This is a genomic window from Ruegeria sp. BF8, from assembly GCF_056538625.1.
On record NZ_JBQFTL010000001.1, the window covers coordinates 216,541 to 240,519 of the forward strand.

The following is a 23,979-nucleotide window of genomic DNA, read 5'->3' on the forward strand; positions in this document are numbered from 1 at the left end:
TATGTCCGCAAAAACCCAACGTACCCGCGAGATCTGCGCATTGGCGCCCATCGTCCCGGTTCTGGTCGTCGATGACGCCGCCCATGCCCGCCCGCTGGCCGAGGCACTGGTGGCCGGTGGCCTGCCCGCGCTCGAAGTAACCTTGCGCACGCCCGCGGCGCTGGACGCGATCCGCGCCATGGTGCAGGTGCCCGGCGGGGTCGTGGGGGCCGGCACGCTGGTCACGCCCGACGATGTCCGCGCCGCAAAAGAGGCGGGCGCGCAGTTCGGCGTATCGCCCGGGGCCACCGATGCCCTGATCGCCGCCTGCGAGGCCGAGGGCCTGCCGCTGCTGCCCGGCGCGGCCACCGCGACCGAGGCGATGCGCCTGCTCGAGCAGGGCTATGACATGCTGAAGTTCTTCCCGGCCGAAGCCTCGGGCGGGGCGCCTGCGCTCAAGGCGATCGGCGCGCCGCTGCCGCAGATCACCTTCTGCCCGACGGGCGGCGTGTCGCCCGCCAACGCGCGCGACTACCTGTCCCTGCCCAACGTGATCTGCGCGGGCGGCAGTTGGGTCGCGCCGAAACAGATGGTGGCGCAGGGCGACTGGGCGGGGATCGAAGCCCTTGCGCGTGAGGCGGCCGCCCTGATGGATTGACCTTGCCGGGCCGGGCGCTAGGGTGGGCGCCATTACAGGCAGGTTGATCGACATGACAGACAGTATTTCCTTCGCCCAAGGGCGAAATTATCTGGCCATTCCGGGCCCTTCCGTGATTCCGGACGCGGTGCTGCAGGCGATGCACCGCCCGTCGCCCAATATCTATGCCGGTGAACTGGTCGAGATGATGCCCGACCTGACGGCCGACCTGCGCCGCGTGGCCCGTACCCGGCACGAGGTGGCGATCTACATCGCCAACGGCCACGGCGCGTGGGAGGCGGCGCTGTCCAACGTTCTGGCGCCGGGGGAAACCGTGCTGGCTCCGGCTTCGGGGCGGTTCACCCATGGCTGGGCGGAAATGGCCGAGCGTCTGGGCGTCAAGGTCGAGTTGATCGATTTCGGCCCCTCCGACCCGTGGGATATGGACCGGATCGCGCAGGCCCTGCGGGCTGATGCCGACCACCGGATCAAGGCGGTTCTTGCGGTGCACGTGGACACGTCCAGCTCGATCCGCAACGACATTCCGGCGCTGCGGGCGCTATTGGACGACCTGAACCACCCGGCATTGCTGATGGCGGATTGCATCGCTTCTCTGGGCTGCGACCGGTTCGAAATGGATGACTGGGGCGTCGATGTCATGGTCACCGCCTGCCAGAAGGGGCTGATGACCCCTGCGGGCATGTCCTTCGTGTTCTTCAACGACCGGGCCAAGGCCAAACGGGCCGCGATGCCGCGGGTTTCGGCCTATTGGGACTGGCAGCCACGATCAGAGCCCGACTGGTTCTATCAGTATTTCGGCGGCACCGCGCCGACGCACCACCTGTATGGTCTGCGCGCCGCCCTGGATCTGATCCATGCCGATGGGATTGAGCAGGTTTGGGCCCGCCATGCGCGGCTGGCCCATGCCGTCTGGGCCGCCTGCGAGAAGTGGGCTGAGGCCGGGGCGCTGCACCTGAACGTCGGCGATCGCACGCATCGCAGCCATGCCGTCACCGCTCTGCGCTTGACCGAGGGTCGCGGCACGCCCCTGCGCAGCTATACCGAGCGGCACCTGGGCTTGACCCTTGGCATCGGGCTGGGCATGGCGGACGAGGAGTCATGTTTCCGGCTGGGCCACATGGGCCATCTGAACGGGCACATGGTCATGGGTCTGCTGGGCGGCATCGAAACCGCCATGGCCGCGTTGGAGATCCCACGCGGGTCCGGCGCGCTCGAGGCTGCGGCGGGGGTTCTGGCGGGCTAGGCGCTGCGCGCTGCCGCCAGCGCCTGCGGCAGGGCGGCGGCAAAGGCGTTCAGGTCGGCTTCGGTGCCGCAACTGACGCGGATGCAGCGGTTCTGCGGGGCTGCAAATGGCATCCGCACGAAGATCCCTTGCGCCACCAGCGCCTCCAGCACCGCCTTGGCAAATGCTCCGTCGCGCCCACAGTCGATTGCCACGAAATTGGTGGCCGAGGGCAGCGGGCTCAGCCCGTTGTCACGCGCAATCGCGACGATCCGGTCGCGGGCCGAGGCGATCTGTGTCTGAACCTGCGTCAGCCAGTCCTGATCGTGCAGGGCGGCCAGCGCCCCGGCCTGCGCCATGCGGTTCATGCCGAAATGGTTGCGCACCTTGTTGAAGGCCGAGATCAACCCGGGCGCTCCGATCGCATAGCCGACCCGTGCGCCGGCCATGCCGTAGACCTTGGAAAAGGTGCGCATCCGGATCACGCGCGGATCATCCGCCGCGACCGGCGCGGCGGTGCCGACGGGCGCGCATTCCACGTAAGCCTCGTCCAAAACCAGCAGACAGCCGTCCGGCAGAGCGTCCATCGCCGCGACGATGTCCGTGCCGCGATGCCAACTGCCCATCGGGTTGTCCGGGTTGGCCAGATAGACCAGCTTGGCGCCGACCTCGGCTGCCTTGGCGAACAAGGCGGCCGGGTCCTCGTGATCGTTGGCATAAGGCACCTTGTGGATCGTCCCGCCATAGCCCGCGACGTGGTAGTTGAAGGTGGGATAGGCCCCGTCCGAGGTCACGACCGCATCGCCCGGACCGACCATCAGGCGCACCAGATAGCCCAGCAGCCCGTCGATGCCTTCGCCGACCACGATGTTGTCGGGGCTGATCCCGTGATGATCGGCCAGCGCATGGCGCAGATCGTGGTTCTCTGGGTCGCCATACATCCAGATGCCGTCAGCGGCCTGCCGCATCGCCTCGATCGCGCGGGGCGAGGGGCCGAACACGCTCTCGTTTGCGCCCAGCCGGGCCACGAAGGGCGCGCCGCGCTGACGCTCCTGCGTCTCGGGGCCGACGAAGGGCACGGTTGCGGGCAGGGATTGGGCAAGCGGGGTGTATCTTGGTCCGGTCATGGGCGCAGATAATCCCAAGGGCATGGCCGGGGCAAGCCTTGCATGTGGCCGGGGCGTCCGCGCCGATCTGCCCTCACGTCGGGCTGGCGTCGGCTGCGGGTTTCGGGGCATGGTTTGCCCGGAACATCAAACCCGGAGGCCCAGATGGCGCGCGTATCAGTCGAATACAGGAACCACATCGCCCATGTCACCCTGACCCGCGGCGACAAGATGAACGCGCTGGATGATGCGATGATCAAGGCAATCTTGGCAGCGGGGCAAGAGGTCGCTGCCTCGGACGCCCGTGCCGTGGTGCTGTCGGGCGAGGGCAAAAGCTTCTGCGCGGGCCTCGACATGGCCAGCTTCGCGGCCATGGCGCACAAGGACCCGACCGAGTGGCTGATGACCCGCAGCCATGACGACGCGAATGAGATGCAGGAGCTGGCGCTGATCTGGCGCCGCGTGCCGGTGCCGGTGATCTGCGCCATTCAGGGCGTGGCCTATGGCGGTGGACTGCAGATCGCGCTGGGTGCCGATATCCGCATTGCCCATCCCGATGCCAAGCTGGCCGTGATGGAGATGAAATGGGGCATCGTCCCCGACATGGGCGGCATGGTCCTGTTGCCGAAACTGGTACGGTCCGACGTGCTGCGCATGCTGACCTATACCGCGCGGCCCATCGGTGCCGCTCAGGCCGCCGACTGGGGGTTGGTCACCAGCCTGTCGGATGATCCGCTGACCGAAGCCATCGCGCTGGCCGAGGATATCGCGGGCAAGAGCCCCTCGGCCATCCGCGCCGCGAAACGCCTGATCGAGGTGGCCGAAACCAAGTCGCGCGCCGAGGTTCTACTGGCCGAATCCGCCGAACAGGTCGAGCTGATCGGCAAACCCGACCAGATGGAAGTGGTGATGGCCCAGATGCAGGGTCGCAAGCCCGAGTTCAAGTAAACTCGCGGGCCGCGGCCAGGTGGGCCTCAGCCCCGCAGGCGCGTCGTCACCCAATAGGCGATGCCGCCTGCCAGCAGACCCCAGACCGCCGCGCCCAGGCCAAACACGGTGATGCCCGAGGCGGTGATGGCAAAGGTCAGGATCGCGGCTTCGCGCTCGGCCGGAACCTCGAGCGCGGCGAAGGTGGCATTGGCCATGACCCCGATCAGCGCCACGCCGGTCAACGTGCCCATCAGCATCGGATCGGCATGGGCGGCAAACCCGGTTATGGCCACGGCGAACATCCCGAATAGGCAATAGAACACCCCGGCCATGACAGCCGACCAATAGCGCTGATCCCGGTCGGGGTGGCTGTCCTCGTTCGAGCACATGGCGGCGGTGATGGCCGCGAGGCAGGTCGCCGGCGCGCCGAAGGGGGCCGACAGGATGCTGGCCCCGCCCACGGCCGAGAATAGCCGCCCTGCCACCGGGGCATAGCCAAAGCTGCGCATGACCGCGATGCCGGGGATGTTCTGCGTGGCCATCGTGACCACGAACAGCGGCACCCCGATGCCGATCATCGACGCCACCGAGAATGTGGGCGTGGTCCAGACCGGCGCGGCCAGCAGGTGGTCGGGGCGGACCGACGGTCCGTCAGAGAACAGAACTACGACCAGCGCGGCGGCCAGTACGGCGGCGGGAACCGCCAGCAGTCTGTGCACACGTCCGGCGATGAACCAGGTCAGGATCACCGGCAGGGCCTGCCAGGGGATCTCGACCGCGGCCTGGAACGGGACGATGCACAGCGGCAGCAGCACCCCTCCCAGCATTGCCTGCGCCAAGGAGGTGGGAATAGCCGCTGCCAACCGTCCCAGCGGGTGCCACATCCCGGCCAGCACGGTCAGCGCACCCGCAAACAGGAATGCGCCGATGGCACCCGAGAAACCCGCGGCCGGCGCGGCCGAAACCGCCAGCAGCGCCGCACCGGGCGTGGACCAGGCCACGCTGATCGGTTGGCGGTACCACAGGCTGAGCACGATCGCCGCCAGCCCCATGGCAAGGGCGGCCATCATCAGCCCCGATGCCGCCTGCGGCCCCGAGGCGCCCATGGCATCCAGCCCCTGCAGGACAATCGGAAAGGAACTGAAAAAGCCGACTACGGCCACGACCAGCCCGGTAGAAACGGTCTGCATCGGCGGAAAGGGTCTGGACATGGAGGCCTCGGTGGATTGGTCCCGAGATTGCTAGCAACCGTTTGGCCCGGTGAACAGGGCCGGGTGCAAAAAACCCCGCCGGGCGTGCGCGGCGGGGTTTCGTCAAGCTTATGCGAGGGGCTGACGGATCAGGCGATCTCGGCCAGTCGGGCCAGCGCCTCGTTGATGCGGGCCTCTTCCTCTTCGCGGGCGGCCAGGTTGGCCTTGGCCTCTTCCACCACCTCTTCCGGGGCCGAGGCCACGAATTTGGGGTTGTTGAGACGCCCGCGCAGACCGCCCAGTTCCTTGGCCAGTTTGCCCTTGGCTTTTTCCAGCCGTTCCTTCTCGGCGCCGATGTCTATGATGTCGGCCAGCGGCAGGCCAAAAGACGCACCGGGCGCCGCGATCGAGATCGTGCCCTTGGGCAGCGTATCGGCCTTGGTCAGGCTGTCGATCCGGGCCAGCCGTTTGATCAGCGCCTCGTTCCGCTCCCAGGCGGCCTGGCCGTGGGCGTCGATCTCGGTCACCAGCATCGGCACGTACAGGCCCGCCGGGACGCGCATCTGGGCGCGGGCCGAGCGGGTGTTCTCGATCACCGAGATCACCCAGTTCATCTCGCGATCCGCGTCGGCGTCGACCAGATCGTCGGCGGCATAGCTGGGCCAGTCGGCATGCACCAGCATCTTGGCACGGGTGCCGGTCAGGCCCCACAGCTCTTCGGTGATGAAGGGCATGATCGGGTGCAGCAGGACCAGGCACTGATCCAGAACCCAGCGCATGGTGGCGCGGGTCTCGGCCTGGGCCTCGGCATCGTCGCCCTGCAGCAGCGGTTTGGACAGTTCCACGTACCAGTCACAGACCTTGCCCCAGACAAAGGCATAAAGCGCATTGGCCGCGTCATTGAAGCGATAGCTCTCCAGCGCCGAGTCGACCTCTTCGCGCACGCGGGCGGTTTCGCCGATGATCCAGCGGTTTACGGCGGCCTTGGGCTGCAACTCGGCCACGTCCAGTTGCGGGACGGCGTCGGTAAAGACCTCGTTCATCTCGGCAAAGCGGACGGCGTTCCACAGCTTGGTGCCAAAGTTGCGATAGCCGGTGATGCGCTCGCGCGACAGTTTCAGCACGCCGCCGATGGCCGCCATCGACGCGTTGGTAAAGCGCAGCGCGTCGGCGCCGAACTCGTCCACGATTTCCAGCGGGTCGATGACGTTGCCGGTGGTCTTGGACATCTTCTTGCCCTTCTCGTCGCGGACGAGCTGGTGCAAATAGACGGTGTGGAACGGGATTTCGTTCACCACGGCCAGCTGCATCATCATCATCCGGGCGACCCAGAAGAACAGGATGTCGAACCCGGTGATTAGGACATCGGTAGGGAAGTAGCGCTGCAACTCCTCGGTCTGTTCGGGCCAGCCCAGCGTGCCGATCGGCCACAGCCCGGACGAGAACCAGGTGTCCAGCACATCCGGGTCGCGCCAGACCGGATAGACCAGCTTGGTCGGATCGCGGTCGATCGCGTATTGTGCCAGGCTTTCGGCGAACCGGTGGATCGCCTCGTGCTTGTCGGCCACCTCGATCACCGTGGCGTGGCTGAGCGGGCTGGGAATGTCGGCATTGTCATCCAGGAATTTTCCGGTGACGTCCTCGAAGCTGGCGGCGCACTCCATGACCGCGCCCCGGTGCAGCATGCCGCCTTCGTTCAGCAACCGGCCCAGTTCGACCAGGTCCAGCTCGCCGTCGTTTTCGTCATCCTTGAAATCCTCGGCCGACAGGTCCAGCCCGTACCAGACCGGAATCTGATGGCCCCACCACAGCTGGCGGCTGATGCACCAGGGCTCGATGTTCTCGAGCCAGTGGTAATAGGTCTTTTCGCCCGATTCCGGGATGATCTTGACCCGGCCGTCGCGCACCGCGTCCAGCGCGGGGCCCACGATTTTTGAGGTTTCGACGAACCACTGGTCGGTCAGCATCGGCTCGATCACCACCTTCGAGCGGTCGCCGAAGGGCTGCATGATCGGTTTGCTCTCGACCAGCGGCACCAGCGCGTCGGCGCCGTCGGCATCGGGTTTCAGCGCGGTCGATCCCAGGCGCGGATCATCCGCACGGGTCATCACGGTCAGGCCTTCGGCGGTGATTTCTTCGACCACCTTGGCGCGCGCCTCGAACCGGTCCAGGCCGCGCAGATGGTCGGGCACCAGGTTGATCGCGTCGATTTCGTTCTCGGTGAATTCGCGGCCGCGGGCATATTCCTGCGCCTTGGCGGCTTCGTCCGCATAGGGCGCGCCGTCGGCCCGCATGTGGCCGCGCGTATCCATCAGGCGGTACATCGGGATCTTGCCGCGCTTGGCCACCTGATAGTCGTTGAAATCATGCGCGCCGGTGATCTTCACCGCGCCCGAGCCGAAATTCGGGTCAGGGTATTCGTCTGTGATGATCGGGATCTGGCGGCGATGCTCTTTCGGGCCCACCGGGATTTCGCAAAGCTTGCCGACGATCGGCGCATAGCGTTCGTCCGACGGGTGCACCGCAACCGCGCCGTCGCCCAGCATGGTCTCGGGGCGGGTCGTGGCGATCGAGATGTAGTCGCGCTCTTCCTCGAGCACGATGTTCCCGTCCTCGTCCTTTTCGACGTAGGTATAGGTCTCGCCCCCGGCCAGCGGGTACTTGAAGTGCCACATGTGGCCGGCGACCTCGATATTCTCGACCTCGAGGTCCGAGATCGCGGTCTCGAAATGCGGGTCCCAGTTGACCAGCCGCTTGCCGCGGTAGATCAGGCCCTTGTCGTACATGTCGACAAAGACCTTGATGACCGCGTCATGGAAATTGGGGCTGTTTTCGTGGCCCGTGCGCGGGTCGCCGGCCGCGCCGGCCATGGTGAAGGCGTTGCGCGACCAGTCGCACGAAGAGCCGAGGCGTTTCAGCTGCTCGATGATGGTGCCGCCGTATTCGCCCTTCCACTCCCAGACCTTCTCAAGGAACTTCTCACGGCCCAGTTCGTTCCGGCTGGGTTGTTGCGTGGCGGCGAGCATCTTCTCGACCTGCATCTGGGTGGCGATGCCGGCATGGTCCTGGCCGGGCTGCCACAGCGTGTCGAACCCGCGCATCCGGTGCCAGCGGATCAGGATGTCCTGCAGGGTGTTGTTGAACGCATGGCCCACATGCAGCGCACCGGTCACGTTCGGCGGCGGGATCATGATGCAAAAGCTCTCGTCGCGCGACTTGTTCGCGCCTGCCTTGAAGGCTCCGGCCTGTTCCCAGGCCTTGTAGATCCGGGCCTCGGCCTCGGCCGCGTTGAATGTCTTGTCCATCGCCATCGGGTGCGTCCTGCGTCATCGATCTTGGGTCAGCGCCTGCAATAGCGAATGGCGGCGGGAAGGGAAAGGGCCAAGCACCTCGCGCACTGGACATCCGCCGCATCAAGGCTAGGGTCGCGGTCTGAGGCAGTGAAAGGGGCGCGTCATGGAAAAGTTCGGCAAGAGCCAGCCGATCACCCGGACCGAGGATCAGCGGTTCCTGACCGGGCAAGGCCGCTACATGGACGATACGGTGCCACCCGGCGCGCCGCACGCGGTGTTCTTTCGCAGCCCTGTGGCGCATGGCGACATCACCGGGCTGGACCTCGACGCCGCCCGCGCCGCGCCCGGCGTGCGGCTGGTGCTGACCATCGATGACCTGATCGCCGCTGGAATCGACCCGGTGCTGAGCGCCACGATCCTTGTCAACCGCGACGGCACCCGCGCCGCCAATCCCCCGCGCCACATGCTGGCCCGCGACCGGGTGCGCTTTGTCGGCGAGCCGGTGGCGATGGTCGTGGCCGAAACGCTGGCGCAGGCCCGCGACGCCGCCGAGCTGATCTGGATGGACACCGCCGACCGCCCCGCCAAGCTGGACCTTGCGCTGGGCGGTGAGCCGCTGCACCCCGAGGCCCCCGACAACCGCGCCTTTGACTGGGCCGTCGGCGACGAAGCCGGAACCCAGGCCGCTTTCGACACCGCCGCCCATGTGGTGTCGCTGCAGGTGGCCGACAACCGGGTGATCGTGAACTCGATCGAGCCGCGCGGCTGCAATGCGGTCTGGTCCGACGGGCGGCTGCATTTCAGCTATGGCGGGCAGGGTGTCTGGGGGATGAAGGCGCAACTGGCCGACAAGCTGCGGCTGGATCCGCAGGCCGTCCATGTCACCACGCCCGACGTGGGCGGCGGGTTTGGCATGAAGGCGATGCCGTATCCCGAGTATTTCTCGGTCGCGGTGGCAGCGATGCAACTGGGCCAGCCCGTGCACTGGATGTCGGACCGGACCGAGGCGATGCTGTCCGACCACCACGGGCGCGACCTGACCTCGCTGGCCGAACTGGCCTTTGACGAGGATCTTCGCATCACCGCTTATCGGGTCCACAGCCGCTGCAACCTGGGCGCGTACAACAGCCATTTCGGTCAGGCGATCCAGACCAACCTGTTCAAATGCGTTCTGCCCGGCGTCTATGACGTGCAGAAAACCTATCTGCGGGTCGAGGGGTTCTATACCAACACCACCCAGGTCGATGCCTATCGAGGGGCCGGCCGCCCCGAGGCGATCTATGTGCTGGAACGCGCGATGGACCGCGCCGCGCGCGAGCTGGGCGTCGACCCGTGGGAACTGCGCCGCCGTAACTTCATCCGGCCCGAGGCTTTTCCCTATGTCTCGGCCACCGGTGAAACCTATGATGTGGGCGATTTCGGATTGGTTCTGTCCCGCGCCGCCGAACAGACCGCCGGTTTCGCCGCGCGCAAGGCCGCCGACGCCGAACGTGGTCTGATCCGGGGGCAGGGGCTTTGTTACTATATCGAAAGCATTCTGGGTGACCCTTCCGAAGGCGCAAAAGTCGAATTCTGTCAGGACGGAACAGTGAACCTTTATGTCGGGACGCAATCGAACGGGCAGGGCCATGAGACGGTCTATGCCCAGTTCCTGTCGGATCAGACGGGGATTCCGGCCGACCGGATCCGGGTCGTGCAAGGTGACAGCGACCGCATGGCGCAGGGCGGCGGCACCGGCGGGTCGCGCTCGGTCACGGTGCAAAGCGCGGCGACGCTGGTCACGATTGACCAGATGATCGCCGCATTCACGCCCTATCTGGCGGATAAAATGGGGGTCGAGGAAAGTGATGTGACCTTCGACCATGAAACCTTTCGCGCGCCGGGGTCGAACCTGACGCCGACGCTGATCGAAGCGGCCGAGATGGCCTGCGCTGACGGCCGCACCGACCTGCTGCAGCACGAGGCCCGCACGCGGCTCGAGGCGCGCAGCTATCCTAACGGCGCCCATGTTGCCGAGATCGTGATCGACCCGGAAACCGGCACGACGACGGTCGACCGCTATACGGTCGTCGATGATTTCGGCAATCTCATCAACCCCATGCTGGCCGAAGGGCAGGTGCACGGAGGGGTGGCCCAGGGCATCGGCCAGGCGCTGTGCGAGCACGTGGTGCATGATGGTGAGGGGCAGTTGCTCACGGCAACGTTCATGGATTACGCCTTGCCGCGCGCCGCTGACATACCCATGATTAGGTTTACCTCGGCGCCGGTTCCGTCAACGGCCAACCCCATGGGAATGAAAGGATGCGGCGAGGCAGGCACCGTTGGCGCATTGGCCGCGGTTGCAAATGCGGTGCAGGATGCGCTCTGGGATCATGGGGTGCGGCAGGCGGACATGCCGTTCACTCCGGTCAAGGTTTGGGAATTGTTGTCGAATGGTACTGTCGCGGTTCGGTAAGAAGATACTTGGATGGCTCGGCCGCCCCCTGCGGTCCGAGCATTCCGCCGAAACGCGCCACCGCGAACCCATCAGTCATGTCATCATCTTGGACGGAACGATGTCGACCTTGGAGCCCGGGTTCGAGACCCATGCCGGTCAGACCTTTCGGTTGTGCTGCGAAATGGGCAATCAGGTCTCGGTCTTCTATGAAGCGGGCGTGCAATGGGAGAGCTGGAAATCCACGCTGGACGTGATGATGGGGCGGGGGATCAACCGCCAGATCCGCAGGGCCTACGGCTATCTTGCCTCTCGGTACAAGCCCGGCGATCGGATCTACTTCATCGGCTATTCCCGCGGCGCCTATGGTGTGCGCAGCCTTGCCGGCGTCATCGATATGATCGGGCTGCTGCAGGCCGAGCATGCGACCGAGCGCAACATCAAGCAGGCCTACCGGCATTATGAGTGCAACCCGGGCGGGCAGGCCGCGCAGGACTTTCGCCGGAATTTCTGCCATGACGGCGTCGAAGTTGAGATGATCGGCGTCTGGGACACGGTCAAGGCATTGGGACTGCGCCTGCCGCTGCTGTGGCGCATGGCCGAAGAGCGGCATTCATTTCACAACCACCACCTCGGGCCGTCCACCCGGCACGGGTATCATGCGCTGGCGCTGGATGAAACGCGAGAGGTCTTCACGCCGGTCCTTTGGTCGACCGCACCGGATTTCCGCGGCCACTGCGAACAGGTCTGGTTCCGCGGCACGCATGGTGACGTCGGGGGGCAACTCAGCGGGTTCGAGCCTGCGCGACCGCTGGCCAATATTTCGCTGGTGTGGATGCTCGCCAAGGCCGAGTTGCATGGTCTGCCTCTGCCTGAAGATTGGCGCACCCGCTTTCCCACTGATCCGCATGCACCGTCGGTCGGGACGTGGCGGGGATGGGGCAAGATCTTCCTGCTGCGCAAGCATCGCACCGTAGGTCAGGACCCGTCCGAACGCCTGCATGTCTCGGTTTCGCCCGACGAACTGCCCAAATGGGTGCACCTGCCGGCAGGGCCGCATTCACATCCGGCGCAGTAACGGTCAGTCAAACATCGCCGGGCTGGGTGACTTGCCGTTCGCTTGAAACGCATCGTGGATGTCTTTTTCCAAATTGCGTGTCAGGGACAGGTCCGGCAACGCATCCGGGGCAAAAAACGCGGCTTCGCTGGTTTCGGGGCCCGGGGTCGGGGTGGCGGCATCGAAAGGGCTACACAGGAAGAACAGTTTGTAAAAGTCCCGTGGATCTGTCGGGTAGGGATGCCGCGCCTTGTGGCGTACGGCATAGAGTGTCTGCGCCGCGACACGCAGACCGGCTTCCTCCAAGACTTCGCGTTCGATGTTCTCCGACGGAGAGCTGCCGATATCGGCAAAACCGCCAGGCATCGCCCACAACCCGTCGCTGCGTTCCCGTACCAGCAGGATACCCCCGTTGCGAATTACGGCGGCGCGGATGTCGACGCTGGGTGTTGCGTATCCGCCCGAGTGGGCAGGCATCGCCATTTCGATCTGTGACAAAGGCACCCGACCCAGGTCGGCCAGCATCGCGTGGGCCATTCCGGCGATCTCGTCATAACGTTCGCGGTCGAACGGATCGGTGGTGAAATGCTGGCCGGTTTCGGCCAGCGCCAAAAGCCGTTTGGCCCGGGCCAGCCAGGTATCCTCCATCGCTGTCGGATCCTGGCGCATGGGCCTCAGCGCCGCCGGTCGCGGCGCGAGCTCATGGGTTGGAAGGCGACGCCCACATGTGCCTCGCAATAGGGTTTGCCCGGCTCGGCCGGCAGACCGCAGAACCAGAAATCATCCGTGGCCGGATCGCCCACGGGCCATTTGCAGGTCTTTTCGGTCAGTTCCATCAGGGTCAGCTTCTTGGCCTTCTTCTCGACCTCGTTGACCTTGGCCAGTGCCTCGGGGCTGATTTCATTGGCCGAAGGCTGCGGCGGCAGCGGCTGGCCGGCCGGAATGATCTGGCGGCGCGGCGGCGTGGCCGGCTTTGCCTCGGCGGCCGGCGCGGCTGCTGCAGGGCGGGCCGGTTCGGTCTTGGGGGCGGGTTTGGGCTTGGCCTCGGCCTTGGGTGCGGGGGCCGGTTTTTCCTTGGGCTCGGCCTTGGCCGGTGCGGCGCCGGCGGTCCGGTTCGACAGGCCCAGGCGATGGACCTTGCCGATCACCGCATTGCGGGTGACCCCGCCCAGTTCCTTGGCGATCTGGCTGGCCGACTGGCCTTCGCCCCACATTTTCTTGAGCAGTTCAACGCGCTCGTCTGTCCAGGACATGGGTAGCCTTTCAAAAGCGGGAAAGCGGCCTCGGTCACGGGCCGCCTTCGGAATTCGTCTCAGCGCCCTATTCTAATCACTGCGGGCCGAGTTACAAGCGGTCATCGAATCAGATTGGGGGCAGGAATGCAGAATCTCGCGGATCAGGACATGCGCCGTTTCGGAGCGGTCAACTGGATGGGGTTGTGGACACTGGCCCAGCGCGAAACCCTGCGCTTCCTGGCGGTCTGGACGCAGACCCTGCTGGCGCCTCTGGTCACAGCGGGGCTGTTCCTGCTGATCTTCAACATTGCCGTCGGCCCGGGGCGACCGGATGTCATGGGCGTGCCCTTCCTGACATTCCTGGCGCCCGGGATCATGATGATGACGGTGATTCAGAACGCCTTCGCCAACACTTCGTCCTCGATGGTGATCTCGAAAGTGCAGGGCAACATCGTCGATACCCTGATGCCGCCGCTGTCCCCGCTCGAGATTTTGCTGGGCTATCTGGCGGGCGGCATCGCACGGGGTGTGCTGATCGCGTTGATGCTGGCCGCTGCGCTGGCGCTTGGCTTGGGGCTGATGCCGCAGCATCCCGCGCTGGCCTTGGTTTTCGTCATTCTTGGGGGTGCGTTCATGGGCGCGCTGGGCCTACTGGCAGGGGTCTTCGCCAACAAGTTCGATCAGATGGCCGCCATCACCAACTTCATCGTTACTCCGTTGGCGTTTCTGTCCGGCACCTTCTACTCGGTCGACGCGTTGCCGCCGTTGCTGAACAGGATCAGCCACGTGAACCCCGTTTTCTACCTGATCGACGGATTGCGATATGGCATGATCGGAGTGTCGGACAGCAACCCGATGTTGGGGATGGCCGTCTGTTTGCTGTCCACCCTGCTGATCTGCGCCGTCATCTGGCAAATGCTGCGGACCGGTTACCGTTTGAAGGCCTAGGCAGCTTCGGACAACGAACCGGGCTGTAGAGGCACGCGTGGGCGTCCCAGCCGCGGATGCAGTCGCGCGGCCACGGACCAGGCGCCCAGCAGTGCAAACCCACCTGCTGCAAAAACACCAGCCACCGGTGTCGCCAGCAACACCAAGGCGGCAACGCCCGGTGTCAGAATTCCCGAAACGTCGCGATAGCTGGAATAGATTGCGGACATCTCTGTCCGCTCGGACGGCTTCACCGCCATCAGGAATGGCAGACCGGCACAAATGTCCAGCACGATCAACCAGATTGACCCCATGACCAGTGCGACGACCGATGCCACCGGCCAGCCCGAGAGAATTGCAGCCAACAGAAAACATGTGGCGCAGGCGGCAAAGCCCGTTCGTACGGCGCTGCGCAGAGACCGGTTCTGGACCCAGCGCAGAATCAGGGGGGCAGCAAACAGCATGGCGTTCGTGGCTGATAAAAGCGTGCCGCCCAATTGCTCACCCAACCCGTTTTCGATGGCGAAAATCGGAAGGTAGACCACATAGATCCACCAGCCACAGGACCGGATCATAGCAAACAGATACCCCGCCACCAGCCGTGGTTGGGCAAAGAACCGTGGCAGAAATGACAGCGGATTTTGCGTTGCCCTCCTGGCCTTGGTAATCAGTTTGCCGTTGCCCAGACGCATGGCCCAGAACATGATCAGCATCCCGGTGGCGGCGGTCGCGCTGATGATGAAAGGGGCCGGCGCCCATAATTCCATCAGCATCACGCCTGCCATCGGCCCCGCTGTCCAACCCAGCGCGCTGTAGAACATCCGGCTTGTTTCGCAGCGGCCGAGCTCGATCTTGCTGATGTAGTCCAAAACGTAGGCGTTGAAGCAGATGAAAGTAACCACCGCGGCAACGGTGTTCAGCGCAAGCGCGCCGATCACGGCCTCGGGGCTGCCGTCGATGGCCAGCAGAGCGCCGGTGATGAACATAACGCAGCCGGCTGTGTAGGCCCATCGTCGCGGGACATAACGGATCAGGAACGGCACCATCAGTCCAGCCAATAACGAAACGAGGCCTACCAGAAAGTAAACGAGCGAGACGGACCCGGCGTCGCCCATGGCCCGGTACATCACCAAGGGGAATACGGAAATCAGGATGCCGCGAACCACGGCCTCGAACCCGGCAAGTATGCCGAACTTGCGAACGGAGGGCGCGGGCGCATGACGGACCCATTCCGGGATTCGGCGTTCGTGCATCGGGCAATCTCTCTAACCAACCGCATTCAGGGTGCGTCATGCGGTGTCGGTTTCATGAGAGTTTGCGACATCGGGGTCGCCTGCGGACAAGGCCGTAGAAAAAAATTCTAGCGGCGTCTGGCTCGGGCCTCGCGCCAGACAAGGATCAGCGCTCCGGTCAGAATGACCCCTGAGCCCAGCAGGCTGACCCAATCCGGAACGACCCGGAACACTGCAAAGTCATAAAGCGCCGCGAATATCAGCGTTGCATAGCTGATTGGCGCTACGAACGAGGCATCTGCCCGGGCCATTCCATTGACGAAGCAGGCCTGCGCGCAAGCCATCAGAAAACCAATGCCGGCCAAAGCCGCCCACTGAGCGGGCGATGGTGGTTGCCAGACGGTTGCGACCGCGATGCTGGCAATCGTCAAGCCCATGGCATTGTTGATGAGCAGGATCTGGATTGGGCTCTCGCGGCCAGACAGCTTTTTGATGAAGATCAATTCCATCCCGATCACTGCCGCCGCCGCCAAGGCCAGCAGGGCCGCGGGTTGAAAGCTGTCGGGGGTCGGGCGCAGCAGGATGATCGCCCCCGTCAAAGCCACCGCCGCCGCCAGCCACCGCCAAGGCCCCACGGTCTCTTTCAGCAGAGGAATGGCCAGAACCATCGCGAAAACAGGGTTCAGAAACGATATCGCCGTGGCATCGGCTATGGGGATATAGGCGACCGACGCGAACATCAGGGTAATGCCAGTCCACCCGAAACTGGTGCGTCCGATATGCAGACCCCAATGCGGACGCCGTAGTTGGGGACGCAGGACGCCAACCGCTGCCACGATGACCACAAATGCGAACAGGAACCGGCCATGGCTGATCTGCATCGGGTGCAGGGGCGGGCCCAGTGTCTCGGTGCCCAAAGCTTTGGCCAGCAATGTCGTGCCCGCGATGAAAGCGCTGGCGCAGAAGATAAGTACGGCTGCCAGGGCAGGGTTGTGGGCTTGTGGTGAGAACATGGGCCATCGGTGCGCCAGCGTAAGAGAAATGACAAGCCCGAATTGCAAGGGGTCCAACCCGCGCCCGCAAAAAATCCATGGGCGGATACATTTTGCCTTTCCTCACTGGGTTGGCCCCGCTATACGGGCGCCCATGATCAAACTCGTGCATATCCTGCCGCTCCGACGTCGACGCATCATTGCGTAACCGGCCCGTTTGATCCTGCGCGCGCGACCCAAATCCGCGCATCTCTCACCAAATCTGTTGACGAACCCGGTCTCAGTGTTTCAGTCACTGGGTTCAAGTTTTCCAAAAAGGATGATCCGATGATCCCGTCCGTTCTGCCGACCTACAATCGTGCTCCGCTGACCTTCGTTAAGGGCGAAGGCGCCTGGCTGACCGAGGCGGACGGCCGACGTTTCCTTGATCTAGGCGCGGGGATTGCGGTGAATGCGCTGGGCCATGCCCACCCGGCACTGGTCGGGGCCTTGACTGAACAGGCGCACGCGCTGTGGCACGTGTCGAACCTGTACCAGATCCCGCAGCAGCAGGCGCTGGCCGACAAGCTGGTGGATCTGACCTTTGCCGACACGGTGTTCTTCACCAATTCGGGCACCGAGTCCTGCGAATTGGCGGTCAAGATGGCCCGCAAATACTTCTACGATCAGGGGCAACCCGAGCGGGTGGAGATCATCACGTTTGATGGGTCTTTCCATGGGCGTTCTTCAGCGGGCATCGCCGCTGCCGGGTCCGAGAAAATGACCAAGGGGTTCGGCCCGCTGCTGCCGGGGTTCGTGCATGTCGCCTTCGGCGATCTGGACGGTGTGACCAACGCGATCAGCGACAAGACCGCCGCGATCATGATCGAGCCGATCCAGGGCGAGGGCGGCATCCGCCCCGTCCCCGATGTCGAACTCAAGGCCCTGCGCCAGATCTGCGACGACAACGGCTTGCTGCTGATCCTCGACGAGGTGCAGTGCGGCGTCGGCCGGACCGGGAAACTCTTTGCCCATGAATGGGCAGGCATCACGCCCGACATCATGATGGCGGCCAAGGGTATCGGTGGCGGCTTCCCGTTAGGTGCGGTGCTGGCTACCGAAGCGGCCGCCAGCGGCATGACCGCGGGCACCCATGGGTCGACCTATGGCGGCAACCCGCTGGGCTGCGCGGTGGGCTGCGCGGTTCTGGACCACGTGGCAACCCCGGCCTTCCTGGACGGCGTCAACCGAAAGGCGGGTCTGCTACGCCAAAAGCTCGAGGGCCTAGTCGCCGATCACCCCGACGTGTTCGAAGAGGTCCGCGGATCCGGCCTGATGCTGGGCTTGAAATGCAAAGCGCCCAACACCGATGTTGTCGCGGCCGGTTATGACAACGAAGTCATCACCGTGCCCGCGGCCGACAACGTGATCCGCCTGCTGCCGCCGCTGACCCTGACCGAGGATGACATTGCCCAGGCCCAGATACGCCTCGAGAAAGCCGCCCGGCAGGTTCAAGGCCAACTCGCCTCGGCCTGACGCCCCCTATTCCCGAATACGCCGGGGGCGGTGCCCCCCGGCAACCGACAGTGAAAAAGCGAACCGACATGAACCATTTCCTTGATATCCACAAAACCGACGCCGCCGCGCTGCGGTCGATGATCGACCAGGCCGGCGCGATGAAGCAGGCCCGGTTGGGCCGTCCCAAGGCCGCGCCCGACGACGAACAGCCGCTGGCCGGCCGCATGGTGGCGCTGATCTTCGAAAAACCTTCGACCCGGACCCGCGTTTCTTTCGATGTGGGCGTACGCCAGATGGGCGGTCAGACCATGGTGCTGTCGGGCAAGGACATGCAACTGGGCCATGGCGAGACCATCGCCGACACCGCCCGCGTGCTGTCGCGCTATGTCGACATGATCATGATCCGCACATTCGACGAAACCATCCTGACCGAGATGGCCGAATACTCGGACGTGCCTGTCATCAACGGCCTGACCGACCGCACCCATCCCTGCCAGATCATGGCCGACGTGCTGACCTATGAAGAACACCGCGGCCCCATCGCCGGGAAAAAGGTGGTTTGGACGGGTGATGGCAACAATGTCTGCGCCTCGTTCCTGCACGCGGCGGGCCAGTTCGGTTTCGACCTGACCTTTACCGGCCCCGCCCAGTTCGACCCCGAGGAAGAGTTCATGGGCTTCGCCCGCCAGAAGGGCTCGAAGGTGGTGATCGAGCGCGACCCGTACAAGGCCGTCGAAGGCGCCGATCTGGTGGTGGCCGACACTTGGGTTTCGATGCACGATTCCCAATCCGCGAAGGAACGACGGCACAACCTGCTGCGGCCCTATCAGGTCAACGCGGAGCTCATGTCCCATGCCAAACCCGACGCCCTGTTCATGCACTGCCTGCCCGCCCACCGCGAAGAGGAAGCGACCTCCGAGGTGATGGATGGGCCGAACTCGGTGATCTTTGACGAGGCCGAAAACCGCCTGCATGCGCAGAAGGCGGTAATGCGCTGGTGTTTGGGGGTCTGAAGCCCCCTCTGACATTCAATGGGAGCCGCTGGTTCTCTTTCAATCCCGGAGGCTCTCATGCCGCACGTCGTCTTGGAATTTTCAGCCGGACTTGAGCAATCGCATGATTTTCAAGCCATATGCGAAGAACTCTATACGGTCCTCGCCGCGCATCAGGAGTTTGACGCACCAACGCTGAAAATTCGCGCGATGCCGATCCCGTATTCCTTCATCGGGACCGAGCCGCAGACCTTCATTCATGCCTCTCTGTTGCTGATGCAGGGGCGGGATGAACAGACACGAGCCGAATTGAACGCGATCATTCTGGATGTTCTGGCCGCCGCTGCGCCGACGGTGGGCAGCATCACGGTGCGGGATGTAGAGATGAACCGCGCCACCTACGCCAAGCGCCTGGCGACCTGACGTGCACCCGTCGCTTAACCCCGCGGTTTCACGTCCCAGACCTGCAATCTGATCAACGCCCCGACACAGGCGAACAATACAAGTCCGCACAATGCGGCCTTGGTGACGGTTTCCATCGCGCCCTCGATCAGCAGGGCATGAACGACGGTGCCCAGGATGGTCACAAGCGCAAGGCTGGCATGGGCCAGCCGCCAAGGGCGGAACCGCCATCGCAGCCGGCTGCGCAACGCGGCCAGCGCCGCTGCGGCAAACGCTGCCCACATGGCCACCACGCCCCAGGCCGAGAACGGGGTGGGGGACCGGAACAGCAGGGCATCCACCACGTCCGGGGGGCTGGTGATCCACAGTCCGCCCACATGCAGGGCAATCATGGCGATCAAGGTGATCCCGACCCAGCGGTGCACCATTCGGCCGTTCATCGCGGTCAGCCCCGGCAGCATGCGCGCGGCCAGCAGCGGCTGTACCAGCAGCAATCCCAACCCGATGACTCCGGCAAAGCCCGCAGCGATGTAGATCGGGCTGCGCCATGCCAGATACGGGCTGAACCCCGCCACCACCACAGGCACCGCGACGGCGGCGATCAGCGCCAGCCAGACCGCGAGGGCGCCTGGGCGCGGCACCTGGTTCAGACCGGTTGCAGAACGAAATGCGCGGCGAGGGTCTTGTCGCGCGCACTGGACATGATCGGGCGCAGGAACACGGTCTCGAATTCGCCGCTGTCATAGGCCAGATGTCCGTGCGGCTGACCAAAGGCGGGCACGATCTGCGGCATCTCCAGCTGGAATTCTCCGTTCGCATCGGTCAGGGTGGCGCCGTGGCTCTGAGGATCGCGCTCGTGGCCTTCGGTGGTATGCGCCCAGATCTGGATGCGCTTACCTGGCAGGGGCGCGCCGTCGCCGGCCCGCCGTACTGTGCCGGTCATCCAGAAGCCGCCGCCGCCGATCCGGTCGACGATCGGCGCGCCCGGGCGGTAGTTGTTCGATCCGCCCCGCATCGACGGGGTCGGCGCCAACCCACTGGCCCGCGCAGGCAGGATCAGCCCGCTGCCGGCCTTGGCAACCAACGCCGTGCCGGCCACTAGCATGGTTCTTCGGTTCAGTGAATCTCCGGGCATCGAAACCTCTCCTATGCTGACCCGGCAGCTGTTCCAACCGCCACAGTGGAAGAATAGCACGATCACGACTCATTCCGAGCGTTCCGGGCAAAATCCGGCCGACCTGCAGACAAAAGCGCGTGGAATGGACCGAGACGGCAATAATCTTTGACGCCTGCGCCATTCGGGTGCGATCCTTTTCCTTGCGTCACCAAGGGGGAAGCCGATGACAGATGCCAACCTGCTGACCAAGGATGAAATCACCGCCTTCCGCCGCGATGGCGCGGTGGTGCTGCGCCAGAAATTCAGCGCGGACTGGCTGGAGTTGCTGCGCGCGGGCATCGACGCCGATCTGCAGACCCCGACCGAGAACTTCACCCGCCACACCAAGGACCCGGACGCGCCCGCCTATCTCGAGGATTACTGGGCCTGGAGCAAGATCCCCCAGTTCGAGGAATTCGTCCGCAACTCGCCCTGTGCGTCAATCGCGTCCGAGTTGCTGGGCGCCGTGCCGATCAATCTGGTGATGGACAACTGGTTCCTGCGCGAGGCCGGATCGACCTCGCGCCCGCCATTCCATCAGGACCTGTCCTATTTCGATTTCGAAGGCTCGATGTGCGTGCTGTGGCTGCCGCTTGAACCGGTCAGCAAGGACAACGGGATCGCCTTCGTGCGCGGCTCGCACCTGTGGGACAAGCTGTTCATGCGGGTGCGTTTCGCCGACGGGCACCCCAGCTATGAACCCACGCAGGTTGCAGGCCGCACCTATCACCCGCCACCGGACGTGAATGCCGATCCCGGCGCTTATGACCTGCTGCAATGGGACCTGGATCTGGGCGATTGCATCTATTTCGACATGCGCACGCTGCACGGGGGGCTGTCCTCGGTCACGCCCACGGAAACCGTGCGCCGCTTCACCCTGCGCATGACCGGGCCGGACGGGGTGATCCGGTATCGCGGCGATTGGGCCAAGGAGGAGCGGGCGCAGTTTGAGGCCGCCGGCTATGCCGAGGGCGACCGGATCGCCGGCCCGTTTTTCCCGCAGCTCTGGCCCCGCGCACAGGACTGATCCGGGGCGCAGCCTGTCTGTGCGCAGATGCACTTTGTCCGCTGGTATTTTGCGCTAGATTGACAAGCATGAACATCCCGCCGCACCGGATTGGAGGCCGACATGAGCTGGAACCCCACCCACAGCCCCGAATGCGTCAGCGAGGGTTCGGCGCTGGAAACCCTGATCATCCCGCGCGCCCGCGATCTGGGCGGGTTCGAGGTGCGCCGCGCGCTGCCCTCGGTCAAGCGCCAGTTGGTGGGGCCCTTCATCTTCTTCGACCAGATGGGACCGGCCGAGTTCATCACCGATGGCGGCATCGACGTACGCCCGCATCCGCATATCGGGCTGGGCACGGTCACCTACCTGTACCAGGGCGAATTTGAGCATCGCGACAGCCTTGGCACCCATCAGATGATCTATCCCGGCGAGGTCAACTGGATGGTCGCGGGCCGCGGCGTCACCCATTCCGAACGCACCAGCGCCGAAACCCGCGCCAAGCGGCACAGCCTGTTCGGCATCCAGACCTGGATCGCGCTGCCCGAAGCGCACGAAGACATGGCCCCCGATTTCGAACATCACAAGCAGGGCGCGTTGCCGCATATCCAGGATGCCGGTGTCAGCGCCCGGCTGATCCTCGGCTCGGCCTATGGGGAAACCAGCCCGGTCACGATGCTGTCTGAAATCTTCTATCTGGACGTGCAACTGGATCCCGGCGCCGCTTTTCCGCTGCCCGACGATCACGAGGATCGCGGCGTCTACGTCACCCAGGGCTCGGTCGAGATCGCGGGTGACCGGTTCGAGGAAGGCCGCATGATGGTCTTCCGCCCGGGTGACCGCCTGTCGGTGACTGCCGGGCCGGCGGGGGCGCGGCTGATGCTGCTGGGCGGGGCCACGATGAATGAGGATCGGTATATCTGGTGGAACTTCGTCTCGTCTTCGAAGGACAAGATCGAAACGGCGATCCGCGAATGGAAATCCGCCGATTGGGCCAACGGTGCCTTCCACCTGCCGCCGGGGGACGAGGACGAGTTCATACCAATCACCCCGGAGCTGGAACGCACCAAACCCCGGCGCGCGCGCTGAACGCGACGTCAGCGCCCGCCCGGCTTGCCCGCCCGCGCGATCCCGGCGATCCTTGATGGCAAACGGGAAGGGGACGGCATGAAACTGGTGATCGCGGGCGCGGGCAGCATCGGATGCTATTGCGGGGGGCTGCTGGCCTATGCCGGCCACCACGTCACGCTGCTGGGCCGGGCGCGGGTGCTGGACCCGATCCGGCAGAACGGGCTGACCGCGACCGACTATTCGGGCCTGCGCAAAACGATCCCCGCCGACCGTCTGACCCTGTCCGATGACCCTGCCTGCCTGTCCGACGCCGATCTGGTTCTGGTCACGGTGAAAACCGGCGCCACCGCCGAGATGGCCCGCCTGATCGCCGCGCACGCCCCGGCCGCGGCCCCGGTCATTTCGTGGCAGAACGGTATGGAAAACGCGCGCACCCTGCGCACCGCGCTGCCTGGGCGGGACGTACGCGCCGGGATGGTGCCGTTCAACGTGGTGCCTGCCGGTCCGGCCACCTGGCATCGCGCGACATCCGGCGACATCGTGATCCAGTCCGGCCCCGGCGCGCTGGCCCGCCGCTTGTCCTCGCCCGATCTGCCCGTCACCGAAACCGACGGGATCGAGGCGGTGCAATGGGGCAAGCTGGTCATCAACCTCAACAATGCTCTGAACGCGCTGTCGGGCCTGACCCTGCGCGAACAGCTATTGAACCGCGACTGGCGCCGCCTGATGGCCGATCAGATGGCCGAGGCGCTGGCGGTTCTGGCCGCCTCCGGGCATCCCGTGGCCTCGACCACGCCGCTGCCGGCCTGGATGACGCCGCATATCCTGCGCCTGCCCACGCCGCTGTTTTCGCGCATCGCGGCGCGGATGCTGACGATCGACCCCGCCGCGCGCACCTCGATGGCCTATGATCTGGATGCCGGTCGTCCGACCGAAATTGACAGCCTGCAGGGTGAGATCATTCGCCTGGGCCGCGAAACCGGCACGCCGACCCCGATCTGCGACCGGTTGGCAGCGCTGATCACGCGGGGCGAGACGGGTCCGCTGACCCCCGATCAGATCCGTGCCGGGCTGAGCGGTACCGGCGGTTAGATCCGCAACAGCAGCTTTTTCAGCTCTGGTTCATGGACCCGTTCGGACGCCTCTTGCGGCGAGACCCACTCGCGGGTGCGTTCGTGCATTTCGGGAAATTCATCGGCCAGTTCGGTGACCCGCAGCCGATAGACCGTGGTGCAGACCGGATCGATCATGCCACTTTTGCGGACCTTGCCGTAGCAGTAGCTGCCGACCGGCTCTGGATCGACCTCGGCGGTGCGCACGCCGGCCTCTTCCCAGGCCTCCTGCGCTGCGGCTTGGGCCCCGTTCAGCCCGTCAATCGGCCAGCCCTTGGGGATGATCCACCGCCCGGTGTCGCGGCTGGTAACCAGCAGCACCTGCGTATCGGGGTCATCGCCACGGGTACACAGCGCCGCGAACTGCACGAGGCGCGGATGCTGAAACAGGGGTTTCAGAACCCCCTCCCAGAATTTGTGCAGCCATGTCATTGCGGGTGCCTGCCGTTTTTTTGTTGTTCTGCCTTCCAGACGGCGAGAGATATCAATCT

General features: G+C 64.9%; 22 protein-coding genes. 12 read left to right on the plus strand and 10 right to left on the minus strand.

Annotation, left to right across the window (positions count from 1 at the left end):
• Nucleotide 1 precedes the first annotated feature (1 nt).
• Together eda and ACR0LD_RS01030 are read left to right on the plus strand one after the other, a co-directional pair.
• A complete protein-coding gene (gene eda, locus ACR0LD_RS01025; protein ID WP_170358240.1) occupies nucleotides 2-637 on the plus strand; it encodes a bifunctional 4-hydroxy-2-oxoglutarate aldolase/2-dehydro-3-deoxy-phosphogluconate aldolase in 636 nt (211 codons plus the stop codon).
• A gap of 52 nt (nucleotides 638-689) precedes the next feature.
• Nucleotides 690-1,880: a pyridoxal-phosphate-dependent aminotransferase family protein gene (locus ACR0LD_RS01030; protein WP_480635331.1), complete on the plus strand. Its 1,191-nt coding sequence runs from the start codon at nucleotides 690-692 to the stop codon at nucleotides 1,878-1,880.
• Here the strand turns inward: ACR0LD_RS01030 and ACR0LD_RS01035 are convergent.
• The gene (locus ACR0LD_RS01035) at nucleotides 1,877-2,986 is read right to left on the minus strand and encodes a pyridoxal phosphate-dependent aminotransferase (RefSeq protein WP_480635332.1); all 1,110 of its coding nucleotides are present in this window, start codon (nucleotides 2,984-2,986) and stop codon (nucleotides 1,877-1,879) included. The two genes, ACR0LD_RS01030 and ACR0LD_RS01035, sit on opposite strands and share 4 nt — an antisense overlap.
• 144 nt (nucleotides 2,987-3,130) lie before the next feature.
• On the opposite strand from ACR0LD_RS01035, the gene ACR0LD_RS01040 reads away from it, so the two are divergent.
• Nucleotides 3,131-3,913 (plus strand): crotonase/enoyl-CoA hydratase family protein, encoded by a 783-nt coding sequence (locus tag ACR0LD_RS01040; RefSeq protein WP_480635334.1) that lies wholly within the window; start codon nucleotides 3,131-3,133, stop codon nucleotides 3,911-3,913.
• A gap of 26 nt (nucleotides 3,914-3,939) precedes the next feature.
• On the opposite strand, the gene ACR0LD_RS01045 is transcribed toward ACR0LD_RS01040, so the two are convergent.
• Nucleotides 3,940-5,106 carry a benzoate/H(+) symporter BenE family transporter gene (locus tag ACR0LD_RS01045; RefSeq protein ID WP_480635336.1) on the minus strand — a complete coding sequence of 389 codons (1,167 nt, stop codon included), beginning with the start codon at nucleotides 5,104-5,106 and terminating at the stop codon, nucleotides 3,940-3,942.
• Nucleotides 5,107-5,234: 128 nt separating this feature from the next.
• Nucleotides 5,235-8,396 (minus strand): valine--tRNA ligase, encoded by a 3,162-nt coding sequence (locus ACR0LD_RS01050; RefSeq protein ID WP_480635338.1) that lies wholly within the window; start codon nucleotides 8,394-8,396, stop codon nucleotides 5,235-5,237.
• A gap of 145 nt (nucleotides 8,397-8,541) precedes the next feature.
• On the opposite strand from ACR0LD_RS01050, the gene ACR0LD_RS01055 reads away from it, so the two are divergent.
• Both ACR0LD_RS01055 and ACR0LD_RS01060 read left to right on the plus strand, forming a co-directional pair.
• Nucleotides 8,542-10,833: a xanthine dehydrogenase family protein molybdopterin-binding subunit gene (locus tag ACR0LD_RS01055; protein WP_480635340.1), complete on the plus strand. Its 2,292-nt coding sequence runs from the start codon at nucleotides 8,542-8,544 to the stop codon at nucleotides 10,831-10,833.
• Nucleotides 10,811-11,890, plus strand: a complete 1,080-nt coding sequence (locus tag ACR0LD_RS01060) for a DUF2235 domain-containing protein (RefSeq protein ID WP_480635342.1) — start codon at nucleotides 10,811-10,813, stop codon at nucleotides 11,888-11,890. Before ACR0LD_RS01055 ends, ACR0LD_RS01060 begins: the two co-directional genes overlap by 23 nt.
• Before the next feature lie 3 nt (nucleotides 11,891-11,893).
• On the opposite strand, the gene ACR0LD_RS01065 is transcribed toward ACR0LD_RS01060, so the two are convergent.
• Both ACR0LD_RS01065 and ACR0LD_RS01070 read right to left on the minus strand, forming a co-directional pair.
• Nucleotides 11,894-12,538 (minus strand): NUDIX hydrolase, encoded by a 645-nt coding sequence (locus ACR0LD_RS01065; RefSeq protein WP_480635344.1) that lies wholly within the window; start codon nucleotides 12,536-12,538, stop codon nucleotides 11,894-11,896.
• Nucleotides 12,539-12,543: 5 nt separating this feature from the next.
• Entirely contained in the window at nucleotides 12,544-13,122 is a 579-nt protein-coding gene (locus tag ACR0LD_RS01070; RefSeq protein WP_005977688.1) for a GcrA family cell cycle regulator, read from the minus strand.
• A gap of 126 nt (nucleotides 13,123-13,248) precedes the next feature.
• Between ACR0LD_RS01070 and ACR0LD_RS01075 the strand changes: the two genes are divergently transcribed.
• Entirely contained in the window at nucleotides 13,249-14,052 is an 804-nt protein-coding gene (locus ACR0LD_RS01075) for an ABC transporter permease (protein ID WP_093962716.1), read from the plus strand.
• Here ACR0LD_RS01075 and ACR0LD_RS01080 read toward each other — a convergent pair.
• Nucleotides 14,049-15,284, minus strand: a complete 1,236-nt coding sequence (locus ACR0LD_RS01080) for an MFS transporter (protein ID WP_480635347.1) — start codon at nucleotides 15,282-15,284, stop codon at nucleotides 14,049-14,051. The genes ACR0LD_RS01075 and ACR0LD_RS01080 overlap by 4 nt on opposite strands.
• A gap of 107 nt (nucleotides 15,285-15,391) precedes the next feature.
• Nucleotides 15,392-16,276 carry a DMT family transporter gene (locus ACR0LD_RS01085; RefSeq protein WP_170370860.1) on the minus strand — a complete coding sequence of 295 codons (885 nt, stop codon included), beginning with the start codon at nucleotides 16,274-16,276 and terminating at the stop codon, nucleotides 15,392-15,394.
• Between the two features lie 306 nt (nucleotides 16,277-16,582).
• Between ACR0LD_RS01085 and ACR0LD_RS01090 the strand changes: the two genes are divergently transcribed.
• The 3 genes from ACR0LD_RS01090 to ACR0LD_RS01100 all read left to right on the plus strand — a co-directional run bounded on the left by ACR0LD_RS01090 (nucleotide 16,583) and on the right by ACR0LD_RS01100 (nucleotide 19,167).
• Complete coding sequence (locus tag ACR0LD_RS01090; protein WP_480633415.1) at nucleotides 16,583-17,770, plus strand: acetylornithine transaminase; 1,188 nt, start codon at nucleotides 16,583-16,585, stop codon at nucleotides 17,768-17,770.
• A gap of 68 nt (nucleotides 17,771-17,838) precedes the next feature.
• A complete protein-coding gene (gene argF, locus ACR0LD_RS01095; RefSeq protein WP_170358263.1) occupies nucleotides 17,839-18,765 on the plus strand; it encodes an ornithine carbamoyltransferase in 927 nt (308 codons plus the stop codon).
• 57 nt (nucleotides 18,766-18,822) lie between these two features.
• Nucleotides 18,823-19,167, plus strand: a complete 345-nt coding sequence (locus ACR0LD_RS01100) for a 5-carboxymethyl-2-hydroxymuconate Delta-isomerase (protein WP_480635349.1) — start codon at nucleotides 18,823-18,825, stop codon at nucleotides 19,165-19,167.
• Between the two features lie 14 nt (nucleotides 19,168-19,181).
• Here the strand turns inward: ACR0LD_RS01100 and ACR0LD_RS01105 are convergent, their stop codons facing one another.
• Together ACR0LD_RS01105 and ACR0LD_RS01110 are read right to left on the minus strand one after the other, a co-directional pair.
• Nucleotides 19,182-19,787 (minus strand): ferric reductase-like transmembrane domain-containing protein, encoded by a 606-nt coding sequence (locus ACR0LD_RS01105; protein ID WP_480635351.1) that lies wholly within the window; start codon nucleotides 19,785-19,787, stop codon nucleotides 19,182-19,184.
• Nucleotides 19,788-19,792: 5 nt separating this feature from the next.
• Complete coding sequence (locus ACR0LD_RS01110; RefSeq protein ID WP_480635353.1) at nucleotides 19,793-20,281, minus strand: twin-arginine translocation pathway signal; 489 nt, start codon at nucleotides 20,279-20,281, stop codon at nucleotides 19,793-19,795.
• Nucleotides 20,282-20,486: 205 nt separating this feature from the next.
• Between ACR0LD_RS01110 and ACR0LD_RS01115 the strand changes: the two genes are divergently transcribed.
• The 3 genes from ACR0LD_RS01115 to ACR0LD_RS01125 all read left to right on the plus strand — a co-directional run bounded on the left by ACR0LD_RS01115 (nucleotide 20,487) and on the right by ACR0LD_RS01125 (nucleotide 23,468).
• Complete coding sequence (locus tag ACR0LD_RS01115) at nucleotides 20,487-21,329, plus strand: phytanoyl-CoA dioxygenase family protein (protein ID WP_170358271.1); 843 nt, start codon at nucleotides 20,487-20,489, stop codon at nucleotides 21,327-21,329.
• Between the two features lie 102 nt (nucleotides 21,330-21,431).
• Nucleotides 21,432-22,394, plus strand: a complete 963-nt coding sequence (locus ACR0LD_RS01120) for a pirin family protein (protein WP_222457025.1) — start codon at nucleotides 21,432-21,434, stop codon at nucleotides 22,392-22,394.
• A gap of 78 nt (nucleotides 22,395-22,472) precedes the next feature.
• Nucleotides 22,473-23,468: a 2-dehydropantoate 2-reductase gene (locus ACR0LD_RS01125; RefSeq protein ID WP_480635355.1), complete on the plus strand. Its 996-nt coding sequence runs from the start codon at nucleotides 22,473-22,475 to the stop codon at nucleotides 23,466-23,468.
• Here ACR0LD_RS01125 and ACR0LD_RS01130 read toward each other — a convergent pair.
• The gene (locus ACR0LD_RS01130; protein ID WP_480635357.1) at nucleotides 23,465-23,920 is read right to left on the minus strand and encodes an NUDIX hydrolase; all 456 of its coding nucleotides are present in this window, start codon (nucleotides 23,918-23,920) and stop codon (nucleotides 23,465-23,467) included. The two genes, ACR0LD_RS01125 and ACR0LD_RS01130, sit on opposite strands and share 4 nt — an antisense overlap.
• Between the last annotated feature and the right edge of the window lie 59 nt (nucleotides 23,921-23,979).

Excerpts from the sequence above, each read along its gene's own strand:
- eda (WP_170358240.1), top strand. The coding sequence starts at position 2 with ATGTCCGCAAAAACCCAACGTACCCGCGAGATCTGCGCATTGGCGCCC.
- ACR0LD_RS01030 (WP_480635331.1), top strand. The coding sequence starts at position 690 with ATGACAGACAGTATTTCCTTCGCCCAAGGGCGAAATTATCTGGCCATT.
- ACR0LD_RS01035 (WP_480635332.1), bottom strand. The coding sequence starts at position 2,986 with ATGACCGGACCAAGATACACCCCGCTTGCCCAATCCCTGCCCGCAACC.
- ACR0LD_RS01040 (WP_480635334.1), top strand. The coding sequence starts at position 3,131 with ATGGCGCGCGTATCAGTCGAATACAGGAACCACATCGCCCATGTCACC.
- ACR0LD_RS01045 (WP_480635336.1), bottom strand. The coding sequence starts at position 5,106 with ATGTCCAGACCCTTTCCGCCGATGCAGACCGTTTCTACCGGGCTGGTC.
- ACR0LD_RS01050 (WP_480635338.1), bottom strand. The coding sequence starts at position 8,396 with ATGGCGATGGACAAGACATTCAACGCGGCCGAGGCCGAGGCCCGGATC.
- ACR0LD_RS01055 (WP_480635340.1), top strand. The coding sequence starts at position 8,542 with ATGGAAAAGTTCGGCAAGAGCCAGCCGATCACCCGGACCGAGGATCAG.
- ACR0LD_RS01060 (WP_480635342.1), top strand. The coding sequence starts at position 10,811 with ATGGTACTGTCGCGGTTCGGTAAGAAGATACTTGGATGGCTCGGCCGC.
- ACR0LD_RS01065 (WP_480635344.1), bottom strand. The coding sequence starts at position 12,538 with ATGCGCCAGGATCCGACAGCGATGGAGGATACCTGGCTGGCCCGGGCC.
- ACR0LD_RS01070 (WP_005977688.1), bottom strand. The coding sequence starts at position 13,122 with ATGTCCTGGACAGACGAGCGCGTTGAACTGCTCAAGAAAATGTGGGGC.
- ACR0LD_RS01075 (WP_093962716.1), top strand. The coding sequence starts at position 13,249 with ATGCAGAATCTCGCGGATCAGGACATGCGCCGTTTCGGAGCGGTCAAC.
- ACR0LD_RS01080 (WP_480635347.1), bottom strand. The coding sequence starts at position 15,284 with ATGCACGAACGCCGAATCCCGGAATGGGTCCGTCATGCGCCCGCGCCC.
- ACR0LD_RS01085 (WP_170370860.1), bottom strand. The coding sequence starts at position 16,276 with ATGTTCTCACCACAAGCCCACAACCCTGCCCTGGCAGCCGTACTTATC.
- ACR0LD_RS01090 (WP_480633415.1), top strand. The coding sequence starts at position 16,583 with ATGATCCCGTCCGTTCTGCCGACCTACAATCGTGCTCCGCTGACCTTC.
- argF (WP_170358263.1), top strand. The coding sequence starts at position 17,839 with ATGAACCATTTCCTTGATATCCACAAAACCGACGCCGCCGCGCTGCGG.
- ACR0LD_RS01100 (WP_480635349.1), top strand. The coding sequence starts at position 18,823 with ATGCCGCACGTCGTCTTGGAATTTTCAGCCGGACTTGAGCAATCGCAT.
- ACR0LD_RS01110 (WP_480635353.1), bottom strand. The coding sequence starts at position 20,281 with ATGCCCGGAGATTCACTGAACCGAAGAACCATGCTAGTGGCCGGCACG.
- ACR0LD_RS01115 (WP_170358271.1), top strand. The coding sequence starts at position 20,487 with ATGACAGATGCCAACCTGCTGACCAAGGATGAAATCACCGCCTTCCGC.
- ACR0LD_RS01120 (WP_222457025.1), top strand. The coding sequence starts at position 21,432 with ATGAGCTGGAACCCCACCCACAGCCCCGAATGCGTCAGCGAGGGTTCG.
- ACR0LD_RS01125 (WP_480635355.1), top strand. The coding sequence starts at position 22,473 with ATGAAACTGGTGATCGCGGGCGCGGGCAGCATCGGATGCTATTGCGGG.
- ACR0LD_RS01130 (WP_480635357.1), bottom strand. The coding sequence starts at position 23,920 with ATGACATGGCTGCACAAATTCTGGGAGGGGGTTCTGAAACCCCTGTTT.